Source organism: Rahnella victoriana (assembly GCF_021276285.1).
Lineage (GTDB): Bacteria > Pseudomonadota > Gammaproteobacteria > Enterobacterales > Enterobacteriaceae > Rahnella > Rahnella victoriana.
On the sequence record NZ_CP089919.1, the window covers coordinates 666650 to 687350 of the forward strand.

Genomic DNA, 20701 nt, shown 5'->3' on the forward strand with positions numbered 1-20701 from the left:
TTCTGAACAACCAATAAGAATTATTTAGTTACATTTATATCACATTAATTTCAATTTGATCTCAATATCAACGGGAATTACACTCCAACACCAATAAGCCGTTAAAAGCTTATTTAATTACTATCCCTTTATTTAATACCTTTGTTATTTTAATAATGAAAAGGACATTTCATGAAAAAGATTAATACGCTTCTCCCTTTATCCGTATTTTGTCTGGCGTTCGGCAGCCTATCTGCACAAGCAGCCGATATCGGGTTAATTACCTTTGATGGCGCGGTATCTGATACCACGTGCGAAATCACCACCAATAACGGTATTGCCGCCAATAACGTGACCATTTCTATGCCTGTTGTCACCAAAGCCGCGGTGGATGCCACCACGCTGGCAGCGGGCGGTGTCGGGGCGAAAGAGTTCGAACTGATGCTGAACGACTGTGGAGAATCCGTGACCAAAGCGACCGTCAGCTTCTCTTCTCAGCAGTTTGCCGAATTGTCTAATGGCACGCTGAAACCTGACTCCACGGTCTCTGGCTCGGCGCAAAACGTCAGTGTTGCGTTGTACAACAACACGACAACCAACGTGAACCAGGTACTGGTCGGTGATCCGACTGATGTGCCACAAAGCGTCACCCTGGCCGACGGACGTGGTGTGTTTGCCTATAAAGCGGCTTACGTTCCAAGCGCTGACTGGTCTGAAAGCAACTCGGTTCATGCAGGTAAAGTGAATACTAACGTCACCTTCACCATGGCTTACGAATAAACATTATCGCTGTTTAGCGAATGATTAAGCGAGCCACCGGCAGAGAGGTGGCGCGCTTTTATTATAAAATTATCCAGAGGGAACTATGAATTTTATATCTGCTAAAAAAATTATTGCATGCAGTCTGGCAATGCTGGGATTTATTGCATCTGATGCCAGTGCAGATATTGTTATCTCCGGCACCCGGGTTATCTATCCTGCTCAGGCAAAAGAGGTCACGGTAAAACTGGATAACCGTGGCGAGAAAGCGTTGCTGGTGCAGGCGTGGATGGATGACGGTCGTGAAGATATTAATCCGCAGGAGATGAAAATTCCTTTTCTGGTGACGCCACCTATTTCTCGCATGAATGCCAAACAGGGCCAGACTATTAAAATTGCCAGTCTTGGCGGAAACCTGCCACAAGATAAAGAAAGTATCTTTTGGTTTAATGTGCTTGAAATCCCCCCTAAAGCGAAAAGCACTACCGATGAGAATTTACTTCAGCTGGCTTTCCGTACGCGCATCAAAGTCTTTTATCGTCCGGAAGGACTGAAAGGATCGCCTTCAGAAGCGGCGACGGCCCTGACATGGAAAATCGTCAAAAAGGATCAGCAGGTATTTACCGAGGTTAACAATGCCTCTCCTTATTTTGTCACGGTGAATGAAGCGACCCTCAATGCCAATGGCAGTAAGTATGACATTGAAAAAAATATGGTTGCGCCAGGTTCGTCGAAGCTGATGAAAGTCAACGGATTAAGCCAGCCGGTCAGCGCAGGGAAAATAACCTATTCCGCCATCAGTGATTACGGCGGAAATATCAATCACGACTTTTCGCTTTAAACAAAACACATCCGAAGCGTCATTCCATTAGAAAGCCAGTAATATGATGAAATTAAATAAAATTATAAGTGGATTATTACTGCTTCCATTGACTCAGGGCGTGATGGCCTTGTGGTCGCCGTTATCCGTGGCGGAAACCGTGGCGGCAAAGGATGTCACTGCGGATGAAGATGAAACGGTAGAATTTGACAGCCAGTTTCTCTACAACACACTGGACAGTGACAAAATAGATACCCGGCGTTTCAGCAAAGGGAATCCCATTATTCCGGGTATTTATAGCGTCGGCATTTTTGTGAATGGCACGCTGAAACTCAATACAAAAGTCACTTTTATCGATAATGGCAGCGCCACGGCCAGCGCCTGCCTGACGCCAAAACTCCTTGAACAGCTCGATATTCTTCTGGAAAACGCCGACGCGCCGGACACCAGTCCGCAAGACGCCGGGCAAAACGCCGCTTCCTGTGAGGATCTCAGTAACAAACTGAGCGGTTCACGGGTCCGGTTTGATACCGCCGAACAGCGACTGGATATCACGGTTCCGCAAATCTATCTCGCCAAACATCCCGCCGGTTATGTGAATCCGGCCCTGTGGGAAGAAGGCATCACCGCGTTCATGCTGTCGTACGATTTTAACGCCTACCGTTCTGCCGCTGACGGGGATTCCCGCGACAGTGCATACGGCGGTTTAAATTACGGTGCGAACTTTGCCGGCTGGCGTTTTCGTGCAAGAGGGTCAACCAACTGGGACCAGGAAAACGGTGTCACCTATTCCAGTCAGGATGCTTATGTTCAGCACGATATTACCGCGTTAAAAGCCCAGTTCGTGCTGGGCGATACCTACACCCAGGGCGACACCTTTGATTCGATCAGTCTGAGAGGATTTCGGATATTCAGTGACAGCCGCATGCAGCCGGGTTCAGCGAGCAACTATGCGCCGGTGATCCGTGGTACAGCAAACAGTAATGCGAAAGTGACGGTCCGCCAGAGTGGTTCGGTGATTTATGAAGTGACGGTTCCACCGGGTCCTTTTGTCATTGATGACATCAATCCGACCGGCTATGGCAACAGTATCGACGTGACTGTAGAAGAGTCTGATGGCAGCAAACGGACGTTTTCATTGCCCTACTCTTCGGTGACGCAGATGCTGCGCCCCGGTAATACCCGCTGGGATATCGGCGTCGGCAAACTCAATGACAGTTCATCCGGTAATTCCCCTGACGTGGCGGTGCTGACGGGCTATTACGGTATCAGTAATACCTTCACGGGCTATGCCGGTATTGAGGCGATGTCATCCGATTACGTGTCCGCATTAGCGGGACTGGCCATGAACACCCCTGCCGGGGCATTTGCTTTTGATATTACGCACTCACGCGCGGATATCGATAGCGATAAATCAATGGAAGGTCAGAGCTACCGTATTTCCTATAATAAGCTGTTAACCGAAACCAATACCTCGCTGAATGTGGCCGCTTACCGGTTCTCAACACAGGATTATCTGAGCCTGCAAGATGCGGCATCGCTGCAAGATGAGATGAATGATGATTCTTTGAATAAAGAAGAAACGTTTAAAAACTACGACAGAATGAAAAACCAGATTCAGATTAATATTAATCAGCCTCTGGAATATGCGGAACAAGATTATGGTTCGCTTTATCTGACAGGCAGTTGGGAGTCGTACTGGAATCAGAGTAAAAAAACCTCGCAGTTTTCTCTCGGATATAATAATGCCTGGCGCTGGATTAACTACAGCATTTCATTACAGCGTGACTATAACGAGAATGGCGATCAGGATAACCGCCTTTATATTAGCCTGAGCATTCCTTTAGAAAATCTGTTTGCGCTGGGTAAACGTCCTGGTGGATTTACCAATCTGAATACCGGCTTGAGCACTGACTTTAAGGGCACGTCGCAACTGGATATGAGCGCAGGCGGTTACAGCGAGGATAACCGTTATAACTACAGTGTTAACACCTCCTCTTCACTGGCTGATTCCCAAAGCTTAAATCAGATTGGTGGATACGGAAGTTATAACAGCGCGTATGGCCCCATGAGTCTTTCCGCCTCTTTAACCGATGACGGCGGACGGCAGGCTTCATTTGGTTCCAGCGGAGGCATGGTGGTTCATGCAGGTGGTATTACTTTTGCTCCCGGAAATATCAACGACACCGATACGCTCGCGCTGGTTAAAGCCAAAGGGGCAAAAGGCACAAAAATGAGTGTGGGTGAAGGCCGGATTGACAGTAACGGGTATGCGGTCACCCCTTATCTTTCGCCTTATCGGGAAAACAACGTCGGTCTGGACATCAGCACACTGGAGACGGACGTTAATATTGTTAACACCAGCACCATTACCTATCCACGCAGTGGTTCAGTGGTATTAGTTAATTTCGAGACTGATGAAGGTCGCTCGGTTATTATGGAACTGCAGCGTTCCGATAACGGTTTTATTCCTTTAGGCGCTGATGTCTTTAATGATAAAAATATCCTCGTCGGAAATATGGGACAAGGCGGAAGAGCTTTCATTCGTGGTATTGACGATAAAGGGACACTTCATGTTGTTTGGGGAAGTGAGTCTGACCAATCCTGTAAAATTAATTACTCTATTTCAGAAAACCCCGAAAAAGTGAACCTGACGGTCATGTTAAAAAATATCGCTTGTAAAATGACAGATTGATTTCTGAGAAAACAGAATAAACAGGAAAAAAGATGATAAAGGAATACAGAACATTATTATCGCCATGCGCTGCCTTATTTTTCGGCATGAATATGGCACCGGTTTACGCACAAAATGTCAATGTTACTTTTAGCGCCAACATAATTGAAACAACGTGTGAAATGAAGCTGGAAGGCGGCTCAGGCAATGGCATCAACAATACTATTCCTATTGGTTCCGGCGGAAAGGTAAGTTTAGATAAAATCATTGCCGGAGATAATGCCGCCACCGCGACCTTCAAGATAAAAATGGTGGAATGCCCCGCGGGAATAACCTCGATTAAAACCACCATCAGGGGTACGCCATCCAGTTATGTCAATACGTTACTCATCAATGGGACTTCAGGTGAAGGTTCCTCCTCCTTTTTGGGCGTTTCTATTGCGCGCGCCTCAGCGTCAAACCAGCCTTTTGTCATTAACTCCACAAATGACAGTCAGCGGCTTAACTGGAGCAGCGCAGAAATCAATGCAAAAGAAGTCGCCCTGATTTCAAGACTGCAAGAAACACAAGCTAATAAAGGGACAACTGGTAATTTCAGTGCTGTTGCCACTTTTAACTTTAACTATGAATAACGTAGAAAAACACAGGTTATAGAAGATCTGCATGGAGAAAAGTAACGTGAAACCTAAAAATTTTTTACTGCTGCCGGCTGCATTCCTCATGACATTTTCAGCGCACGCGGTTGAGCTCACACCAACGGAAAATCTGACGGCCACCTTTACGTCCACTATTGAAGCAGGCACCTGCGTCGCGCAGATTCAAAATGCCGCCGGCGCCCCGACATCATCCATCAACTTTAATGATGTCTATAAATCGGAACTGAAACAGAAAAGTAAAATACAGCCTTTCAAACTGGTTTTTAGTGCCTGTTCGGGCGTTAAATCGGCCGATATTACGGCCAACCCAACGTCAGGGGGATGTTCGGGGGCGGACTCAAATGGTGATTCTTTTTCCAATAACGGCGGCTCAGCCTCCGCCGCCGCGGTCGAACTCTGGCGCAATGCACCCGACAGCGGGAATCAATTTAGTTGTGCGAACAGAGCCACACCACAAACCATCGCGCTTACCCCGGCAGGCACAACGTTGAATATGAATGCCCGAATGGTGATTGCGGCAGGCCGCACGATATCAGATGTCACTACCGGGAGTTTTATTGCCCCAATCACATTTGTGATCATCTATCAATAAATGACCTGAATAAAATCAACGGAATTCTTATGACAAACCACCCGGCCAATAAAAATAAAATATTATTTCGGATATCCGCGTTATTGCTTGCGGGGTGTTCTTTTGGCGTTGGTGCGCAAGATGATCTCAGTCTGAATATTCAGGCCAATATTCTTGAGACAACCTGTCAGTTAACGGTACAGAATGGCGGTGCCATTCATTTGCCCACGGTCAGTGTCAATTATTTTTCCGACCGGGGTTCCCCGCCTTCGCCAATATTGCCGACCGATCAGTTGGGGGGTTATCCTTTTACCCTGAGCCTGAGCGAATGCAATGATCTGATCGAGAATGTTCATTTCAGTTTCGCCCCGCAGTCAGGTAATTTCGCACCGGGCTCTAAACAGGTATTTATCAGCGAAACAGACGGTTCCGCCGATGGCGCAAATAACGTGGGTCTGGTGATTTTTTCCCGGGAATACAATACCAATGTACTGGAGGCCGACGGTTCTTCCGATGTGAGTTTCCCGGTGAACGCCGCAACGCCAGTGGCTGAAAAAACGGACTATCACTTTTATACCCGTTATCAGAATACAGGTGCTGTCTCAGCCGGTCAGGTAACCTCGAAAGTATTAGTGAGCGTAAGCTATGAATAATCATTTATCTTTTAATTCGGTATCTATACGTTCGTCTCGTTTCATCCGCGCATTCACTTTTATTGCTTTATTAGTACTAACGGGGTGTTTAATCGTTAAACCGGCTGATGCGGCAAAAGAATGTTATTTCAAGGATGCCCCCTACACCGCAACATTAAGCTTTTCCGGCTCTGTGGTTTCTCTGCTACCGCACGTGACCAGTACGCAAATGATTACGGACTTAAATCAAAAAGCAACCACAACGAAGAGTGCCCGTACTGATTGTCGCGCCGGAGATTCCGGTGAGATTTTATATGGCATAGCAGGCGCCGTTTCTCAGACTGGCTATTATTCAGATGTTTCCCCCACTGCGGGGTTATATGCTACCAATATCCCGGGGATCCTTTATTCAGTTCAAATCAGAGGCACTGGTGGCGCCGGCAACATTAAGGCTTTCATGCCTTATTTTTACGGTTCAAGTGAGAGGATGGCAATGAACACTGAAGACATGGAAAGTAGTATGGATTGGGGGCAATGGTATGATTACTATATTGTGCTTTTTCAGACACCCCAGTTTACCGGTATTCCCAGTGGCGTGACCTCCATTCAGCCGGCTACCCCAGGGTATATCGGCGCTTTCAGAGTAGGTAATGAGGATACTGACAATCATCGCATCAGCCTGGATATGAGTAGTTTCTCCTTCCCGGTGAAAACGCCAACCTGTACTTCTCTGGTGAGTAGTGTGGGCGGCGGTACCATCCCGCTGGGGGATTACAGTGCAGCAAAAGTCAATTCAGGTGCTACCAGCGTGATGAAATTCAGTCTTAATGCTTCAGGCTGTACAAATGTGAATATGTTTAAGACCCGGGTAACGACGAACATTGTCGCACCGGGGAACAATATGTTATTGGGTAATTCAGTGACGTCAAATGCGGCAACCGGTGTGGGGGTGAAAATCACCACAGGTTCTGGCAGCCAGTTAAAACCTAACGACACTAATTCCATTTACTCAGTGACAGATTTAAATATGCCTTCATCTAAACAATTACAGTTTAACGCGCAACTAGTCGGCGATTCCAAAAGTATTTCGGTGGGAAGTTTCTCGGCTACCGGCACTTTTGTTGTTAATTATGAATAATTAAAAAAACGGCGAAGGGATCACCCTTCGCCATATGTTGTGACGGAAACACGGCGTATTATTTCGCCGCCTTATTCGTCTTCTTCCAGATACGTATAACCGTATAAACCGGATTCAAATTCTTCAACGAACTGCGCCTGCAGTTCTGCATCCAGATCGGTTTCTTTCACCTGATCGCGGAAACGGGCCAGCAACACATTCGGATCCAGTTGCACGTATTCCAGCATGTCGGCAACCGTGTCGCCTTCATCAGACTGCTGCACTTCAATGCTGCCGTCAGGGAACACAAACACATCCACCGCCGCGGTATCGCCGAACAGGTTATGCATGTTGCCGAGGATTTCCTGATACGCGCCGACCATAAAGAAGCCCAGTACCGGCGGATCCTCCGGATCGTACGGCGGCATTGGCATGGTGGTTGCCACGCCGTCACCGTCGATGTAATGATCGATAGTGCCGTCGGAATCGCAGGTAATGTCCAGCAGCACCGCACGGCCAACCGGCGGTTTGTCCAGACCTTCCAGCGGCAGTACCGGGAACAGCTGATCGATACCCCACGCATCCGGCATAGACTGGAACAGCGAGAAGTTGACGTACAGTTTATCCGCCATACGTTCCTGCAATTCGTCGATGATCGGACGGTGTGCGCGGTTGCTCGGATCCAGCTGAGCCTGAATTTTATTGCAGATATTCAGGTAGATGTCTTCCGCCCAGGCGCGCTGGGTCAGATCCAAAATCCCGTGCGCATATTGCGAATGGACGTCGTGCAAATCCATCTGGCTGTCGTGCAGCCATTCACGCAAGGAGCGGCGGTTTTCCGGATCGTGCATCTCGTTCCAGGTATCCCACATGCTGCCTAAGGCGCGCGGCGCATCGTTTTCAGGCGCTACCGGTTCTTTGAACTCATTGCGCTCAACGCCAATCACGTTGGAGACCAGCACGGTATGGTGCGCGGTCACGGCGCGGCCAGACTCGGTGATCACCGTCGGGTGCGGCAAACCATGTTCATTACAGGCGTCGCCGATACCCCAGATGACGTTGTTGGCATATTCGTTCAGGCCATAGTTCACGGAGCAGTCAGACTGTGAACGGGTGCCTTCGTAATCCACACCCAAACCGCCGCCGACGTCGAAGCACTGAATGTTGACGCCCAGCTTGTGCAGTTCGACGTAGAAACGCGCGGACTCACGCACACCGGTGGAGATATCGCGGATATTCGCCAGCTGCGAACCCAGATGGAAATGCAGCAGTTGCAGGCTTTCCAGACGCCCTGCTTCGCGCAGCATTTCGACCAGTTGCAGCACCTGAGACGCCGCCAGACCAAATTTGGATTTCTCGCCGCCGCTGGACTGCCATTTGCCGGAACCCTGCGAAGACAGACGTGCACGCACGCCCAGACGCGGGATCACGTTCAGACGTTCGGCTTCTTCCAGCACCAGTTTAATCTCAGTCATCTTCTCGATAACCAGATACACCTTGTGACCGAGTTTTTCGCCGATCAGCGCCAGACGGATATATTCGCGGTCTTTATAGCCGTTACAGACGATAACGGAACGGGTCATCCCGGCGTGTGCCAGAACGGCCATCAGCTCGGCTTTCGAGCCGGCTTCCAGACCCAACGGTTCACCGGATTCCACCAGCGATTCGATCACGCGGCGGTGCTGGTTCACCTTAATCGGGTACACCAGGAAGTAGTCACCCTCGTAACCGAACGATTCACGCGCACGTTTGAACGCGGCGTTAATCGAACGCAGACGGTGCTGCAAAATTTGTGGGAAACAGAACAGTGCCGGCAGACGCTGACCGTCCTGCTCACGCATATCCTTAACCAGTTGTGCCAGATCAACACGGGCAGAAGGCTCGTCAGGATCCGGGCAGACACTGATGTGGCCCAGTTCGTTGACGTCATAATAATTGTTACCCCAATAGGCAACGTTGTAAGTGCGCAGCATCTTGCTGGCATCACGATCGTTCACGGCAACCTCCTGCATGGAGCGCAAAGAAACAGTATCGCCCGCGAGTGACGGACGGTGGGACTGGATGTCATCAGACATAGGTAAATCCTCTTTCTATACTGACAACATGGCCAGCCACTATCGCAGTAACAACAGGTGAGAACAACCCGCAAGGCTGGCTTTCGGACAGGATAAAAACCTGCAAGCCACAGCCACGGGACTGTTTTCCACTCATATCATTGTAAAACACGTTTTTAGACTCCGTGTGACGAGTCGGAAGAAATCAGGGGTGAATGCCCCGGGAGGTTGCAGGCTACATCAGTTATATGTCGGGATGGCGATGTTCACGCAAACCGGACGTTACTGAGTAGCGTACCGATGTCGGGGACTGACCTGTCTATAGTCAGGCTGTCTGAAACATCGCAAAGAAGACAGACGCTTTTCGAAATGAGGGTCTGAAAGAAGTGCTGCAGAACGCAATAAAGGCTGCAGGGGATGCTGTTGAAATGTTACAAACGGTAAAAAGTGGGTCATTAAACTAACCACCTCCACACGTGCCACGCATCACCCGCGGGCATTCGAGCTGAGAAAACAGTAATTACTGGAATACGCTGCTTCTATAGGGCCTACAGAAATGTGCATAGCGCGCGCCGTTTATACCGGCAACCCGCTGTAATTGCAAAATGAAAATGCAGTACAAATAGTTTCAGACCGTGAATATCACTGGAATCCCGCACAATAACACTAACTCTGTCACAAAAATGACTGGCATTCAGAACGCCTGCTATCCTAAAATAGCCGTCCAGATGTTAATCCGTCTATCGGGTTAACTATGAAGCTGCTTCAGGCTTTGCCTAATGGGGACATGCAGGACGCATTGCGACAATGGCGAGCTTCGCTCCTCATCTGCCAGTCTCCCCAGTGCTATGCAGTGATATCTAACCCGTCGTATGTAAGGTAAAGAACATAATGGCTAAACACCTCTTCACGTCCGAATCCGTTTCGGAAGGACATCCAGATAAAATCGCGGACCAGATTTCTGATGCCGTACTTGACGCGATTTTAGAGCAAGACCCAAAAGCACGTGTTGCATGTGAAACTTATGTCAAAACCGGCATGGTCCTGGTTGGCGGTGAAATCACCACCAGCGCATGGGTCGACGTTGAAGAAATCACGCGTCAGACTGTTCGTGAAATTGGCTATATCCATTCTGACATGGGTTTCGATGCCAATTCCTGCGCAGTCCTGAGCGCTATCGGTAAGCAATCGCCGGACATCAATCAGGGCGTTGACCGTACTGATCCGCTGGAACAAGGCGCGGGCGACCAGGGTCTGATGTTTGGTTATGCCACCAACGAAACCGACGTGCTGATGCCTGCTCCTGTGACCTACGCACACCGTCTGGTGCAGCGTCAGGCAGAAGTGCGCAAATCAGGCACCCTGCCATGGTTGCGCCCTGATGCGAAAAGCCAGGTCACTTTCCAGTATGACGAAGGCAAAATCGTCGGTATCGATGCCGTAGTGTTGTCTACTCAGCACTCTGAAGACATCGCGCTGAAAGATCTGCAGGAAGCGGTGATGGAAGAAATCATCAAACCTGTGTTGCCGGCAGAATGGCTGAACGCCGGTACCAAATACCACATCAACCCGACTGGCCGTTTTGTTATCGGTGGCCCGATGGGTGACTGCGGTCTGACCGGTCGTAAAATCATCGTGGATACCTACGGCGGCATGGCCCGTCACGGTGGCGGTGCGTTCTCCGGTAAAGATCCGTCTAAAGTTGACCGTTCAGCCGCTTACGCCGCCCGTTATGTGGCGAAAAACATCGTGGCGGCCGGTCTGGCTGACCGTTGTGAAATCCAGGTGTCTTACGCCATCGGCGTGGCTGAACCGACTTCCATCATGGTGGAAACCTTCGGTACCGGTAAAGTCTCTAACGAACAGCTGACCCTGCTGGTGCGCGAGTTCTTCGATCTGCGTCCATACGGCCTGATCCAGATGATGGATCTGTTACACCCGATCTATAAAGAAACCGCTGCCTACGGTCACTTTGGTCGTGAGCACTTCCCATGGGAAAAAACCGACAAAGCAGCCCAGCTGCGCGAAGCCGCCGGTTTATAAGAAACCCGCGCCTCGTAAAAAACCTCAAACCCCGCCGCAAACGGGGTTTTTTATTGCCCTCACCTTTCCATTTCGTTTCTGATCGCTTCCCTTTCGCCATTTCAATACCTGAACCCCTAATAACGACAAGCCAACACGGGTTTTTATCTCAATGATTTTAATGATGAATTTTTAAATACTCTTTATATGCACTTTACTTAATGCAGCATGAAGATATACGTAATATTAGATTTAACCGCCCTCTTTTATTTAACAATTCCGATAATAAAAACAAAATTGCGCATAAAATCCTTTCATTATCAGCAGGGTGAAAATCGCCCCAATTGTTATATTTGTGTTGAATATCATTTATACCGAAACAAATAACACAAATAGCTAATTTCTATGTCATTGACCTGAACATTCATTGAATCTATTATTCACCCCATCGAAAGCATCCAGACAAATATTTACTCAAAGGGAATTAACGACATCTTCTTCAGGATAGAGACTTATTAAACATTGAGAAAATGACAATGCAATTAATGAAATTAAAATCATGGACAATGATTTTAGCGGCCACCCCATTACTTTTATCAGCAGCATCATTTGCAGGAATAAGCGTCTATCCTATTTCGGTCCCGATGCAGAAAAGCGGCGGCGCACAAATAAGCGTAACCACAAACTCCGCCGATACGGAATATGTCAAAACAACAGTAAAGAAAATTAATAACCCGGCAACGCCGCAGGAAAATGAAACCACAATCAGTCAGTCATCAGGAAACGGTATTGTGGTCACACCGGAGAAATTCGGACTGGCTCCCGGCACGACCCGAATTATACGTCTGATTAATATTCAGCCTCCGCAAACCGAAGAAGCGTATCGCGTTTATTTCGAAGGGGTGCCGGGACTGAACAGCAATAATAATAAAAGTGAAGCAAAAAGCCCGGTCAAACTCGGCGTCAGCATGATCTGGGGCGTACTGGTTACCGTACCGCCTGCCGCGCCGAGGCTGGACTTCACGCTGAACCCGTCAAGCCGCGTGGTCAGCAACACCGGCAATATTCATCTGAAAATTAACAGTATCGGTTTATGTCCTCAGCAACACACTGATGATGGATGCAAATGGAGCAAACCGGTTAAAAACAGCATTTACCCAAATCAGCACGCCACATTAGATCCTGCCTTATTTAAAGGCGCTAATTATAGCGTGGTGAAGGTGAAATATTCCAACTGGACCGATAAAACCGTTGGCGTAAAAGAATTCAGTGCAAAATAAAATTCATTATTTCGCATAAAGAATAACTCTCGTTATAAACCCAGCATAGCAATATGCATCTTCTTAATTAGGAATTTAAAATGAAATCAATTATCAAACCATTGCTGGTCACTGCAATCATGGGCTTCGCCATTAATGCTTCTGCTGTACAGAAAGATATTACTGTGACTGCAAACGTTGATGCCACTTTGGATATGACCACTGACACCGGCGAAGTATTACCTTCAACGATGGAAATGGGTTATATGCCAGGCGTGGGTCTGCAACCTGTTACCCAGATGACTAAAATCTTCTCTAACGATGCAGAGAAAGACGTAAACATCAACCTGGCAGGTACTCCGCAATTAATGGATACCGTAGGGACCAACGCAAATATCCCACTGACCGTGAAATATGGCGACCTGACCCTGACTCAGGCTCAGCAGACCATGGCCGCAACTACCCTGTTCCCGAATGGCGATACCGCAAATGGTTCCATCATTCAGCCTCTGAAAGTCAGCCAGACCACTCAGGCACCGGTTGCTTCCGGTAACTACAGCGGTGTGGTCAGCGTTGTCCTGACTCAGGCAACTGAAACGCCATAAGCGTTCATTCCTCCTAAGTCATTCCTCATCGGCCTGTTAATCAGGCCGATTCTTTTCTCCTCTCCAGATTTTTGAATAAAGGAAAATAATGAAACCCAATCTGAAAGTCTCACTTTGCTTTCTGGCAATTCATTTTGCTTTGTTCAGCAATCTTGCTTTGGCGGGCTCTGACGTTCCGCCCGGCTTTGAAGAACTGGTCTCCGGTCAGAACGTCTGGCTGAATGTTAATTTACTCGGCCAGTCTGCCGGATTATATGAAGCCAGCGTCACGCTGGAAACGGTGCAATTCAAAGATCCGCAAGGCGTACTGAAAGCCTTAAATCTTCCGCTGAAAGCCGGTACGCCTGAGTATCAACAGATGCTGACAGCATTGTCCGCGCCGCTGGCACGTCACGGCAATCTGGCCTGCGGCAGTAACGCCAATGCCAAAGGCTGTGGTTATCTGGAAACCGATTCCCTTGCCCTGATCTATGATGAAAACAACAGCGCGGCCGACGTCTTTGTCAGCAAAAAGCTGGTGCCAGATGCCGGGAAAAAAGCCCTTTATTACACCCCTACCGCACAAACTGAAAATGCCCTGATTCATCAGCAAACGCTTAACATCGCGGCGCAAGATGAGTACCAGAGCCTGTCATTACAGGGCTCCGGCGCATTAGGTGTGCTGACCAACGGTTATGTCGGTTTTGACTGGTCGCTGGATTCTTACAAAAGTGATGACAGCGACAGCCAGACGGTGTCTGTCGATGATCTCTATTTCCGCCAGAGTCTGGGCAAGCGCCATTACGTGCAGGCCGGACGCATGGATTCACGCGACCTTTCCAGCAATCTCGGCGGGAATATCAGCTTCTCGCTGCTGCCACTGAACGCCATCGACGGTGTTCGCGCGGGCAGTTCCCTGAGCTATCTGAATCTTGAAGAAGCCAGCAAAGGCTCGCCATTAGTGGTCTTGCTTTCCAGCAAATCCCGCGTCGATGCTTACCGTGGCAACCAGTTACTCGGCACTTTCTATCTGAATAGTGGCTCGAATACTCTCGATACCGGCAACTTCCCGAGCGGCAGTTATGCGGTCACCTTGCGAATTTATGAAAATAACCAGCTCGTGCGCACCGACACTCAGCCTTTTACCAAAACGGGCGGGATCGGTGACGGGCATCTGCAGTGGTTTATACAGGCAGGTGAAACGGCAGATAACAAAGTCGTCAGTTCCACCAGTGACGATGACCAAAGCAGCACATCTCGCCAGCCGGTGATGCAGGCCGGGGCGCGTCTGCCGGTTTTTGCCGAACTGACAGCGACAGCAGGTATCGCCAATACCGATAATGAAAATTACGGTGAAGCGGGCGTGCAATGGACACACGGTTTTAACGGCAAACTGATCGACGGCGTGCTGGATATGCAGGCCAATGTGTTCAGCGGCACCGACGGTTCGAAAGGTAACGTGGAGCAAATCAGTTATAACGACGGTTTCTCCATGAGCGTATATCGCAACGCGGCTTACGGCAAAAGTTGCACCAGCGCCAATGTCGATGAGAATGATTACGCCGATATTGGCTGTTACGAATCGGTGAACGCCACACTTTCCGTGCCGGTCAAAGGCTGGTCCGCCTCACTGGGCTACACTTACAATAAAAACACCAGCCTTTCGCCGGACACGTCGTCATATGATCCTTCAAAGCCCTTTGAAGACAATATGATCAACAACACCGAATCGCAGAGCACGTCCAACACGGTGCAACTGAGCCTGAACAAAAGCTTCAACTGGAAGCAGATGACCATCACCACGCGCTTTGGCGGATACCGCCGTGAAAGCAGCAGTGCCAGTGATAACGACAAGGGCGTTTACGTGGGTTTCTCCCTGTCACGCAACACGCCAAAAGATGCGCAATTACGCAGCAGCAATACCTCTTTCAGTACGGATTATCAGGGCAGCCAGAATGGCGATGCGCAGATGACCTACAACGCCAGTCAGAACTGGGACTGGGGCAGCAATAACGAGCGCGAGCTGGGGATTGATGTCGGCGGCACGGATACCGATAACGCCAACGCCGCGGTTCACGGGCGTCTTAATGGTCAGTATGGCGACGGCGAAATGACGGTTTCTGACAGCTATGACAACCAGCAACAGACCCATCAGGGTGCTGTCACCGGCAGCTACAGTTCTTCCGTCGCAGTGTCTAAATCTGGCTTCTTCTGGGGGCCGGGCGGTACGGGTTCTCCGGGCGCAGCAGTCGCAGTGAAAGTGAAAGGCAGCGAAGAAGAACCCGATGCGGCAGACGATGCACTGATCGACGTTTCGGTTCAGGGCGGCGGTGCCACCAAAATGAAACAGAACAGCAAAGCCCTGTTCCCGGTGACCGGTTTTGAAGAAGGTAAAGTCTCTGTGAACGAAAGTCGTGATGTCAGCACCGGCAGCCAGGCCAGCATTACCCAGGGTGCAGGTAGCCAGAACTTATTCCTGCTGCCGGGGAAAATGAAAGTACGCGAAGTCACGATGGAATCTCATTACACCTATGTCGGACAACTGGTTACCAGCACGGGCGAACCGCTCAGTGGCGGCAACATGCTCAATGCGAATGCCTACAGCAGCTCAGAAGATGGCGGCTTTACCGCAGAAATGACGTCTTTAGCGAAGAACCTGTATGTTCGTAATGGCAATCAGAACTATCAGTGTGCGGTTACCGTGCAATCAAACCGTGATGTGGTGCGCTATGTCGGGAAAACGCTCTGCAAAACAGTTCAGTCTTCTGATCTGCCTGAAACTCGCCGGGAAATAAAATGAAACTCTCTGCATCTATAATTTCGACACTGCTCTTAGTAAGTGCTCAGCTTTTAATAACATCTTATGCGTACGCGGCTGTGGTTGAACCCACTGGCCGCGATACAAGTGTTAGCGTTAATTATGATCTTTCATCATCACCATCAAATTTTAATATTTGGAATCATGAATCTGGGGGATTTAACCCGGATAACCCGTCATTATGGGGGAGGAATAACTGGCGTTGCTTATCTAATACATCGCCTTCTACCGGACAATGTAAAAGTGGTGAAGCAAAAAATTCTCAGGGTGACTGGGGTGCGGGAGGGACGACATCCATCCCGACCCTGTTCATAGAAAAAAGGACAGGTTTACAGGCAGTCATTAATCTCGAAGGTTATCATGCTGGTGAGAACGGCAAATTTCAGGTCACTTCTGCTGATTCAGCGGGGAGCGGGAGCGAACAGTTTTTAAGTGTTTACATTACCTCTGCTGAGTTAAAAAAACTGCCCGTCGGCGGGATCTGGGAAGGCACGCTGGCTCTGGACTTGTGGCAATGGTCGCCCGGGAAAAACCTGGCAAGATGGACAGCGCATATCACACTTAACGCGACGGATAATAATAACCAGCAAATCTACTTACCTGAATTTGGTGAAGCCGCACCACGGGTTGACCTTAATATGCGCCCGCTGCCAGGCACCGGTGGTAATCAGACGCAAATGAATGGCGCTGCTACTCTGGATATGTGTTTATACGACGGTTATGGCTCGAACAGTACCAGCTTTACGCTAAAATTTGACGATCAACAGCAGGGAACGATTCAGCGTAACAGCGGCTATTTCTCTATTTATTCCGACCACGGCGACGTCAATCTGGATTCCGGCCGTATCGACTATTACGTGAAAATGCAGGCACCCGACGGCAAATACGTCAGCGTGAAACGTGGTGAAGATCTGGTAATCCCGGATATTCAGACCGCCCATGTCCGGCCGGTGCATCTTCCGGGGATCCCGCAGGCGGTATTGTGCGTCCCGGCGCCGTTGCAATTAAGCACCAAAACATTGGATATCAATAGCAAACAAGCCGGGCATTATACCGGGCACCTGATCGTGACGTTTACTCCACAGCTTTAGGCAGGCGAATACCATGAACCTGACAAAAACGTATTTTATCGTGGCCCTGTTAATAATGGTAAGTGGGTTAACCGCGCAATCAACAAGAGCTGAACGGGTAGAGCCCACGGGACGTGATACGCCGGTTACGGCAACATTTGATAAATCCAGCTTACCTTCGCAAATTGACATCTGGAAGAATGAAAGTGGCGGCTACGACACAAGCAATCAGGCTTTATGGGGGCGTAACTCCTGGGTATGTGTATCCAACAGTTCTCCAACAAATGGCCAGTGCGCAACATCTCCGCAGTGGTATGGATACGGGCATACACAGGTGGCAACAGAATTTAAAGAACAAAAAAGCGGCTTAACCCAGGTTATCAATATCACTGCATATCATAAATCAGGGGATTATGACGATCTTTTATCTACAGCGGCTGCATTTTGGAGCGGCATCTCCGAGACAAAAGAAAGTGCTTTCATTTCCTCTTCAGAATTACAAAAACTTCCTGTTGGCGGCATCTGGAAAGCTGAGTTAAAAATGTCTCTTACACAATGGGATCCGCGCCTCAAACTGGCAGACTGGAACGCCCATATTACCCTCAATGTCACCGACAATAATAACCAGCAAATTTATTTACCGGAATTTGGCAATGCCGCGCCGCTGGTAAGCCTCAATATGCGTCCGCTTCCCGGAACAGGGAATAACAAAGTGTCTGTGACCGGCACCGCAAATATTGATGTATGTTTATATGATGGTTACAACGCTAACAGCAGCACGTTTATGTTAACCCTGGACGACGACTTCACCGGGCAGAGTAACCGTTCGGGGATCAATTTTTCCATTGTCCGTCAGGGTGGTGATGCGAACAACGAAAGAGATCGCATGGATTACACGATCAATATGCTTAATCCTGATACGAATACCCTGCAAACCGTGAGCCGTGCCCGCCAGATGAATCTGACAAAAATACAGCAGGCCCGTATCCGTCAGGTACATTTACCCGGAATCCCGGAACCCGTTATCTGTGTCCCTGCGCCCCTCGAGCTCAGTACCGGATATTTAGCAGTGAGCAGTAAAAATGCCGGGTATTACCGGGGCACACTTAAGCTTAATTTCACCACCTCCCTTTACTAACTTCACCCGAAGGCGACACATATGACACAAAGGAATTTACCCGTCTCAGCTATGAAAATACTCCCGTTGCTGATGCTGGCAATGCCTGCCCTGTGTTTTGCCAATATCACCGTTTCTCCGATGAAAGTGATGCTTAATGAGCAGCATGCTGCGGCACTGGTCATCAGTTCAAAAAGTGAAACGACGCAATATATTCAGGGAAAAATCACCGAAGTTCACAATCCGGGCACCGCAGAAGAAAACGAGACACCCGCACCGCAAGGCGCGCAAAACAGCCTGGTGGTATCACCGCTGAAATTTGGCTTGCCTGCCGGTAACAGCCAGCCGGTCAGGATCGTCGGCCTTGGTGAAAGCAACGAAGAAAAAATCTACCGCGTGCATTTTCAGTCAATGACTCCGGAAGAATTCAAAAGCACTGCCAGCGACCAAAATTTCAGCAGCGATTTGAGCCTGACCATTGTCTGGGGCGTAGTAGTCATGGTGCCGCCTGCAAAACCCATCGCCAGACTGGGCTGGGATGCATCACGTCAACAAATCACCAATACCGGCAATATTCATCTGGTGGTGCAGCGTATCGGCCAGTGTGACAGCGATAAAAAAGAGGCCCGCTGTCAGTGGCAGGAGCTGAAGAAAAACGTCTATCCAGGCAAACCTTTCACACTTTCATCCGCCCTACCGGCTTCAGTTTCCTCTGAAAATGTCCGAATCGAGTATTTCAACGATTACACTCAAAAGCAGGAAGTGGAAAATTTCCCTGTCAGATAACGGCCTGAATGAAAACGGTTACAGAACATAACTTGTTATAAATTAATTAGTTATTTGTATATGTAAAAGTTTGATACACAGTATTGATTGATATAAATCAATTTTCAGGCTATTACTCTCCGGCACATCCCCTTCCTGTTACGCTATCCGTTTGAAACCCTTCAAAAACAAGACGCCCAATCACACCTATTAGTGTAAACGATTACAACACTGTGACCGGGTTCACGTTAAGCTGTGTACAGGGTTAATAACATAACAGCCTAAGCATTATTACAACTCAAAACGATTGCACTATTTTGGAGACCGGATGAACAACTCAACTTCCACCAAAGGAAAACGCTCGAACAAAAGCGTCACTTTCTTTGTCTGTTTTCTCGCTGCACTTGCCGGACTGCTGTTCGGCTTAGATATCGGCGTCATCGCTGGTGCCCTGCCCTTTATCAGCCATGACTTCCAGATCACAAACCATCAACAGGAATGGGTTGTCAGTTCCATGATGTTTGGTGCCGCCGTCGGTGCTGTCGGCAGCGGCTGGCTGAACTTCCGCCTGGGACGTAAATACAGCCTGATGATTGGCGCGGTTCTGTTCGTTATCGGTTCACTGTGTTCCGCCTTTGCACCCAATGCAGAAATCCTGATTGTTGCCCGCGTTCTGCTGGGTCTGGCAGTCGGTATCGCGTCTTACACCGCACCGATTTACCTGTCAGAAATCGCACCGGAGAAAATCCGTGGCAGCATGATTTCCATGTACCAGTTGATGATCACCATCGGTATTCTGGCGGCGTATCTTTCTGATACCGCATTCAGCTATACCGGCGCATGGCGCTGGATGCTGGGTATCATCACCATTCCTGCGTTGCTGTTGCTGATTGGTGTCTTCTTCCTGCCGGACAGCCCGCGCTGGCTGGCCGCACGTGGCGATGACGGCAAAGCGCGCCGCGTCCTGGAAAAACTGCGTGATTCCAGCGAGCAGGCAAAACGTGAACTGGATGAAATCCGTGAAAGCCTGAAGGTAAAACAAAGCGGCTGGGGTCTGTTTGTTAACAACAAAAACTTCCGTCGTGCGGTTTACCTCGGGATTCTGTTGCAGGTGATGCAGCAGTTCACCGGTATGAACGTGATCATGTATTACGCGCCAAAAATCTTCGGCATCGCCGGTTTCGCCAGTACCTCTCAGCAGATGTGGGGCACGGTTATCGTCGGTCTGGTCAACGTTCTGGCGACCTTCATTGCCATCGGTCTGGTTGACCGCTGGGGCCGTAAACCGACGCTGAAACTGGGCTTCCTGGTGATGGCCGTTGGCATGGGTGTGCTGGGTACCATGCTGCATATCGGCGTGGAATCTGATGCGGCGAAATACTTCTCTATCGCCATGCTGCTGATGTTCATCGTCGGTTTTGCCATGAGTGCCGGTCCGCTGATCTGGGTACTGTGTTCTGAAATCCAGCCGCTGAAAGGCCGTGATTTTGGTATCACCGTGTCTACCGCAACCAACTGGATCGCCAACATGATTGTCGGCGCGACCTTCCTGACCATGCTCGACAGCCTCGGCAACGCCAACACCTTCTGGGTGTACGCGGCGCTGAACGTGGTCTTCATCTTCATCACCATTGCGCTGATCCCTGAGACCAAAAACGTCTCTCTGGAACACATCGAGCGCAACCTGATGAAAGGCGAAGCCCTGCGCGACATCGGTAAGTAAGTGAGTTAGCAATAAATAAGCCTGCCGTTCCTCCCCTGCAAAGGGGAGGAATTCCGTATTGCATCTCTCTCCCGCCAGATT

The 20701-nt window shown here is 49.2% G+C and carries 16 protein-coding genes; 15 read left to right on the top strand and 1 reads right to left on the bottom strand.

Annotated features, from left to right (window positions below):
* Positions 1–171 precede the first annotated feature (171 nt).
* The 7 genes from J9880_RS03265 to J9880_RS03295 all read left to right on the top strand — a co-directional run bounded on the left by J9880_RS03265 (position 172) and on the right by J9880_RS03295 (position 7229).
* Positions 172–759, top strand: a complete 588-nt coding sequence (locus J9880_RS03265) for a fimbrial protein (protein WP_095924817.1) — start codon at positions 172–174, stop codon at positions 757–759.
* Positions 760–844: 85 nt separating this feature from the next.
* A complete protein-coding gene (locus tag J9880_RS03270; protein WP_095924816.1) occupies positions 845–1579 on the top strand; it encodes a fimbrial chaperone in 735 nt (244 codons plus the stop codon).
* Between the two features lie 46 nt (positions 1580–1625).
* Positions 1626–4253: an outer membrane usher protein gene (locus J9880_RS03275; protein WP_232770437.1), complete on the top strand. Its 2628-nt coding sequence runs from the start codon at positions 1626–1628 to the stop codon at positions 4251–4253.
* A 32-nt stretch (positions 4254–4285) separates the two neighbouring features.
* Positions 4286–4864, top strand: a complete 579-nt coding sequence (locus J9880_RS03280) for a fimbrial protein (RefSeq protein ID WP_131694107.1) — start codon at positions 4286–4288, stop codon at positions 4862–4864.
* 31 nt (positions 4865–4895) lie between these two features.
* Complete coding sequence (locus J9880_RS03285) at positions 4896–5480, top strand: fimbrial protein (RefSeq protein WP_131694108.1); 585 nt, start codon at positions 4896–4898, stop codon at positions 5478–5480.
* A 29-nt stretch (positions 5481–5509) separates the two neighbouring features.
* Positions 5510–6112 (top strand): fimbrial-like protein, encoded by a 603-nt coding sequence (locus J9880_RS03290; RefSeq protein WP_232770068.1) that lies wholly within the window; start codon positions 5510–5512, stop codon positions 6110–6112.
* The gene (locus J9880_RS03295) at positions 6105–7229 is read left to right on the top strand and encodes a fimbrial protein (RefSeq protein WP_232770069.1); all 1125 of its coding nucleotides are present in this window, start codon (positions 6105–6107) and stop codon (positions 7227–7229) included. Before J9880_RS03290 ends, J9880_RS03295 begins: the two co-directional genes overlap by 8 nt.
* A 71-nt stretch (positions 7230–7300) precedes the next feature.
* Here J9880_RS03295 and speA read toward each other — a convergent pair whose 3' ends face one another.
* Positions 7301–9283, bottom strand: a complete 1983-nt coding sequence (speA, locus tag J9880_RS03300) for a biosynthetic arginine decarboxylase (protein ID WP_232770070.1) — start codon at positions 9281–9283, stop codon at positions 7301–7303.
* 870 nt (positions 9284–10153) lie between these two features.
* Between speA and metK the strand changes: the two genes are divergently transcribed.
* The 8 genes from metK (at position 10154) to J9880_RS03340 (ending at position 20620) form a co-directional block, all read left to right on the top strand.
* Complete coding sequence (gene metK, locus J9880_RS03305; RefSeq protein WP_095924811.1) at positions 10154–11305, top strand: methionine adenosyltransferase; 1152 nt, start codon at positions 10154–10156, stop codon at positions 11303–11305.
* Between the two features lie 770 nt (positions 11306–12075).
* Positions 12076–12564, top strand: a complete 489-nt coding sequence (locus J9880_RS03310; RefSeq protein ID WP_326838819.1) for a hypothetical protein — start codon at positions 12076–12078, stop codon at positions 12562–12564.
* Between the two features lie 80 nt (positions 12565–12644).
* Positions 12645–13148, top strand: a complete 504-nt coding sequence (locus J9880_RS03315) for a CS1 type fimbrial major subunit (protein ID WP_095924809.1) — start codon at positions 12645–12647, stop codon at positions 13146–13148.
* Positions 13149–13236: 88 nt separating this feature from the next.
* A complete protein-coding gene (locus J9880_RS03320) occupies positions 13237–15927 on the top strand; it encodes a TcfC E-set like domain-containing protein (protein WP_095924808.1) in 2691 nt (896 codons plus the stop codon).
* Positions 15924–17036: a CfaE/CblD family pilus tip adhesin gene (locus J9880_RS03325; protein ID WP_095924807.1), complete on the top strand. Its 1113-nt coding sequence runs from the start codon at positions 15924–15926 to the stop codon at positions 17034–17036. The genes J9880_RS03320 and J9880_RS03325 overlap by 4 nt, the downstream gene beginning before the upstream one ends.
* Positions 17037–17049: 13 nt before the next feature.
* Positions 17050–18153, top strand: coding sequence for a CfaE/CblD family pilus tip adhesin (locus J9880_RS03330; protein WP_095924806.1), 1104 nt, complete (start codon positions 17050–17052; stop codon positions 18151–18153).
* Positions 18154–18204: 51 nt separating this feature from the next.
* Positions 18205–18918, top strand: coding sequence for a fimbria/pilus periplasmic chaperone (locus J9880_RS03335; RefSeq protein WP_133823955.1), 714 nt, complete (start codon positions 18205–18207; stop codon positions 18916–18918).
* A gap of 307 nt (positions 18919–19225) precedes the next feature.
* Positions 19226–20620, top strand: a complete 1395-nt coding sequence (locus J9880_RS03340) for a sugar porter family MFS transporter (RefSeq protein ID WP_095924804.1) — start codon at positions 19226–19228, stop codon at positions 20618–20620.
* Positions 20621–20701 lie beyond the last annotated feature (81 nt).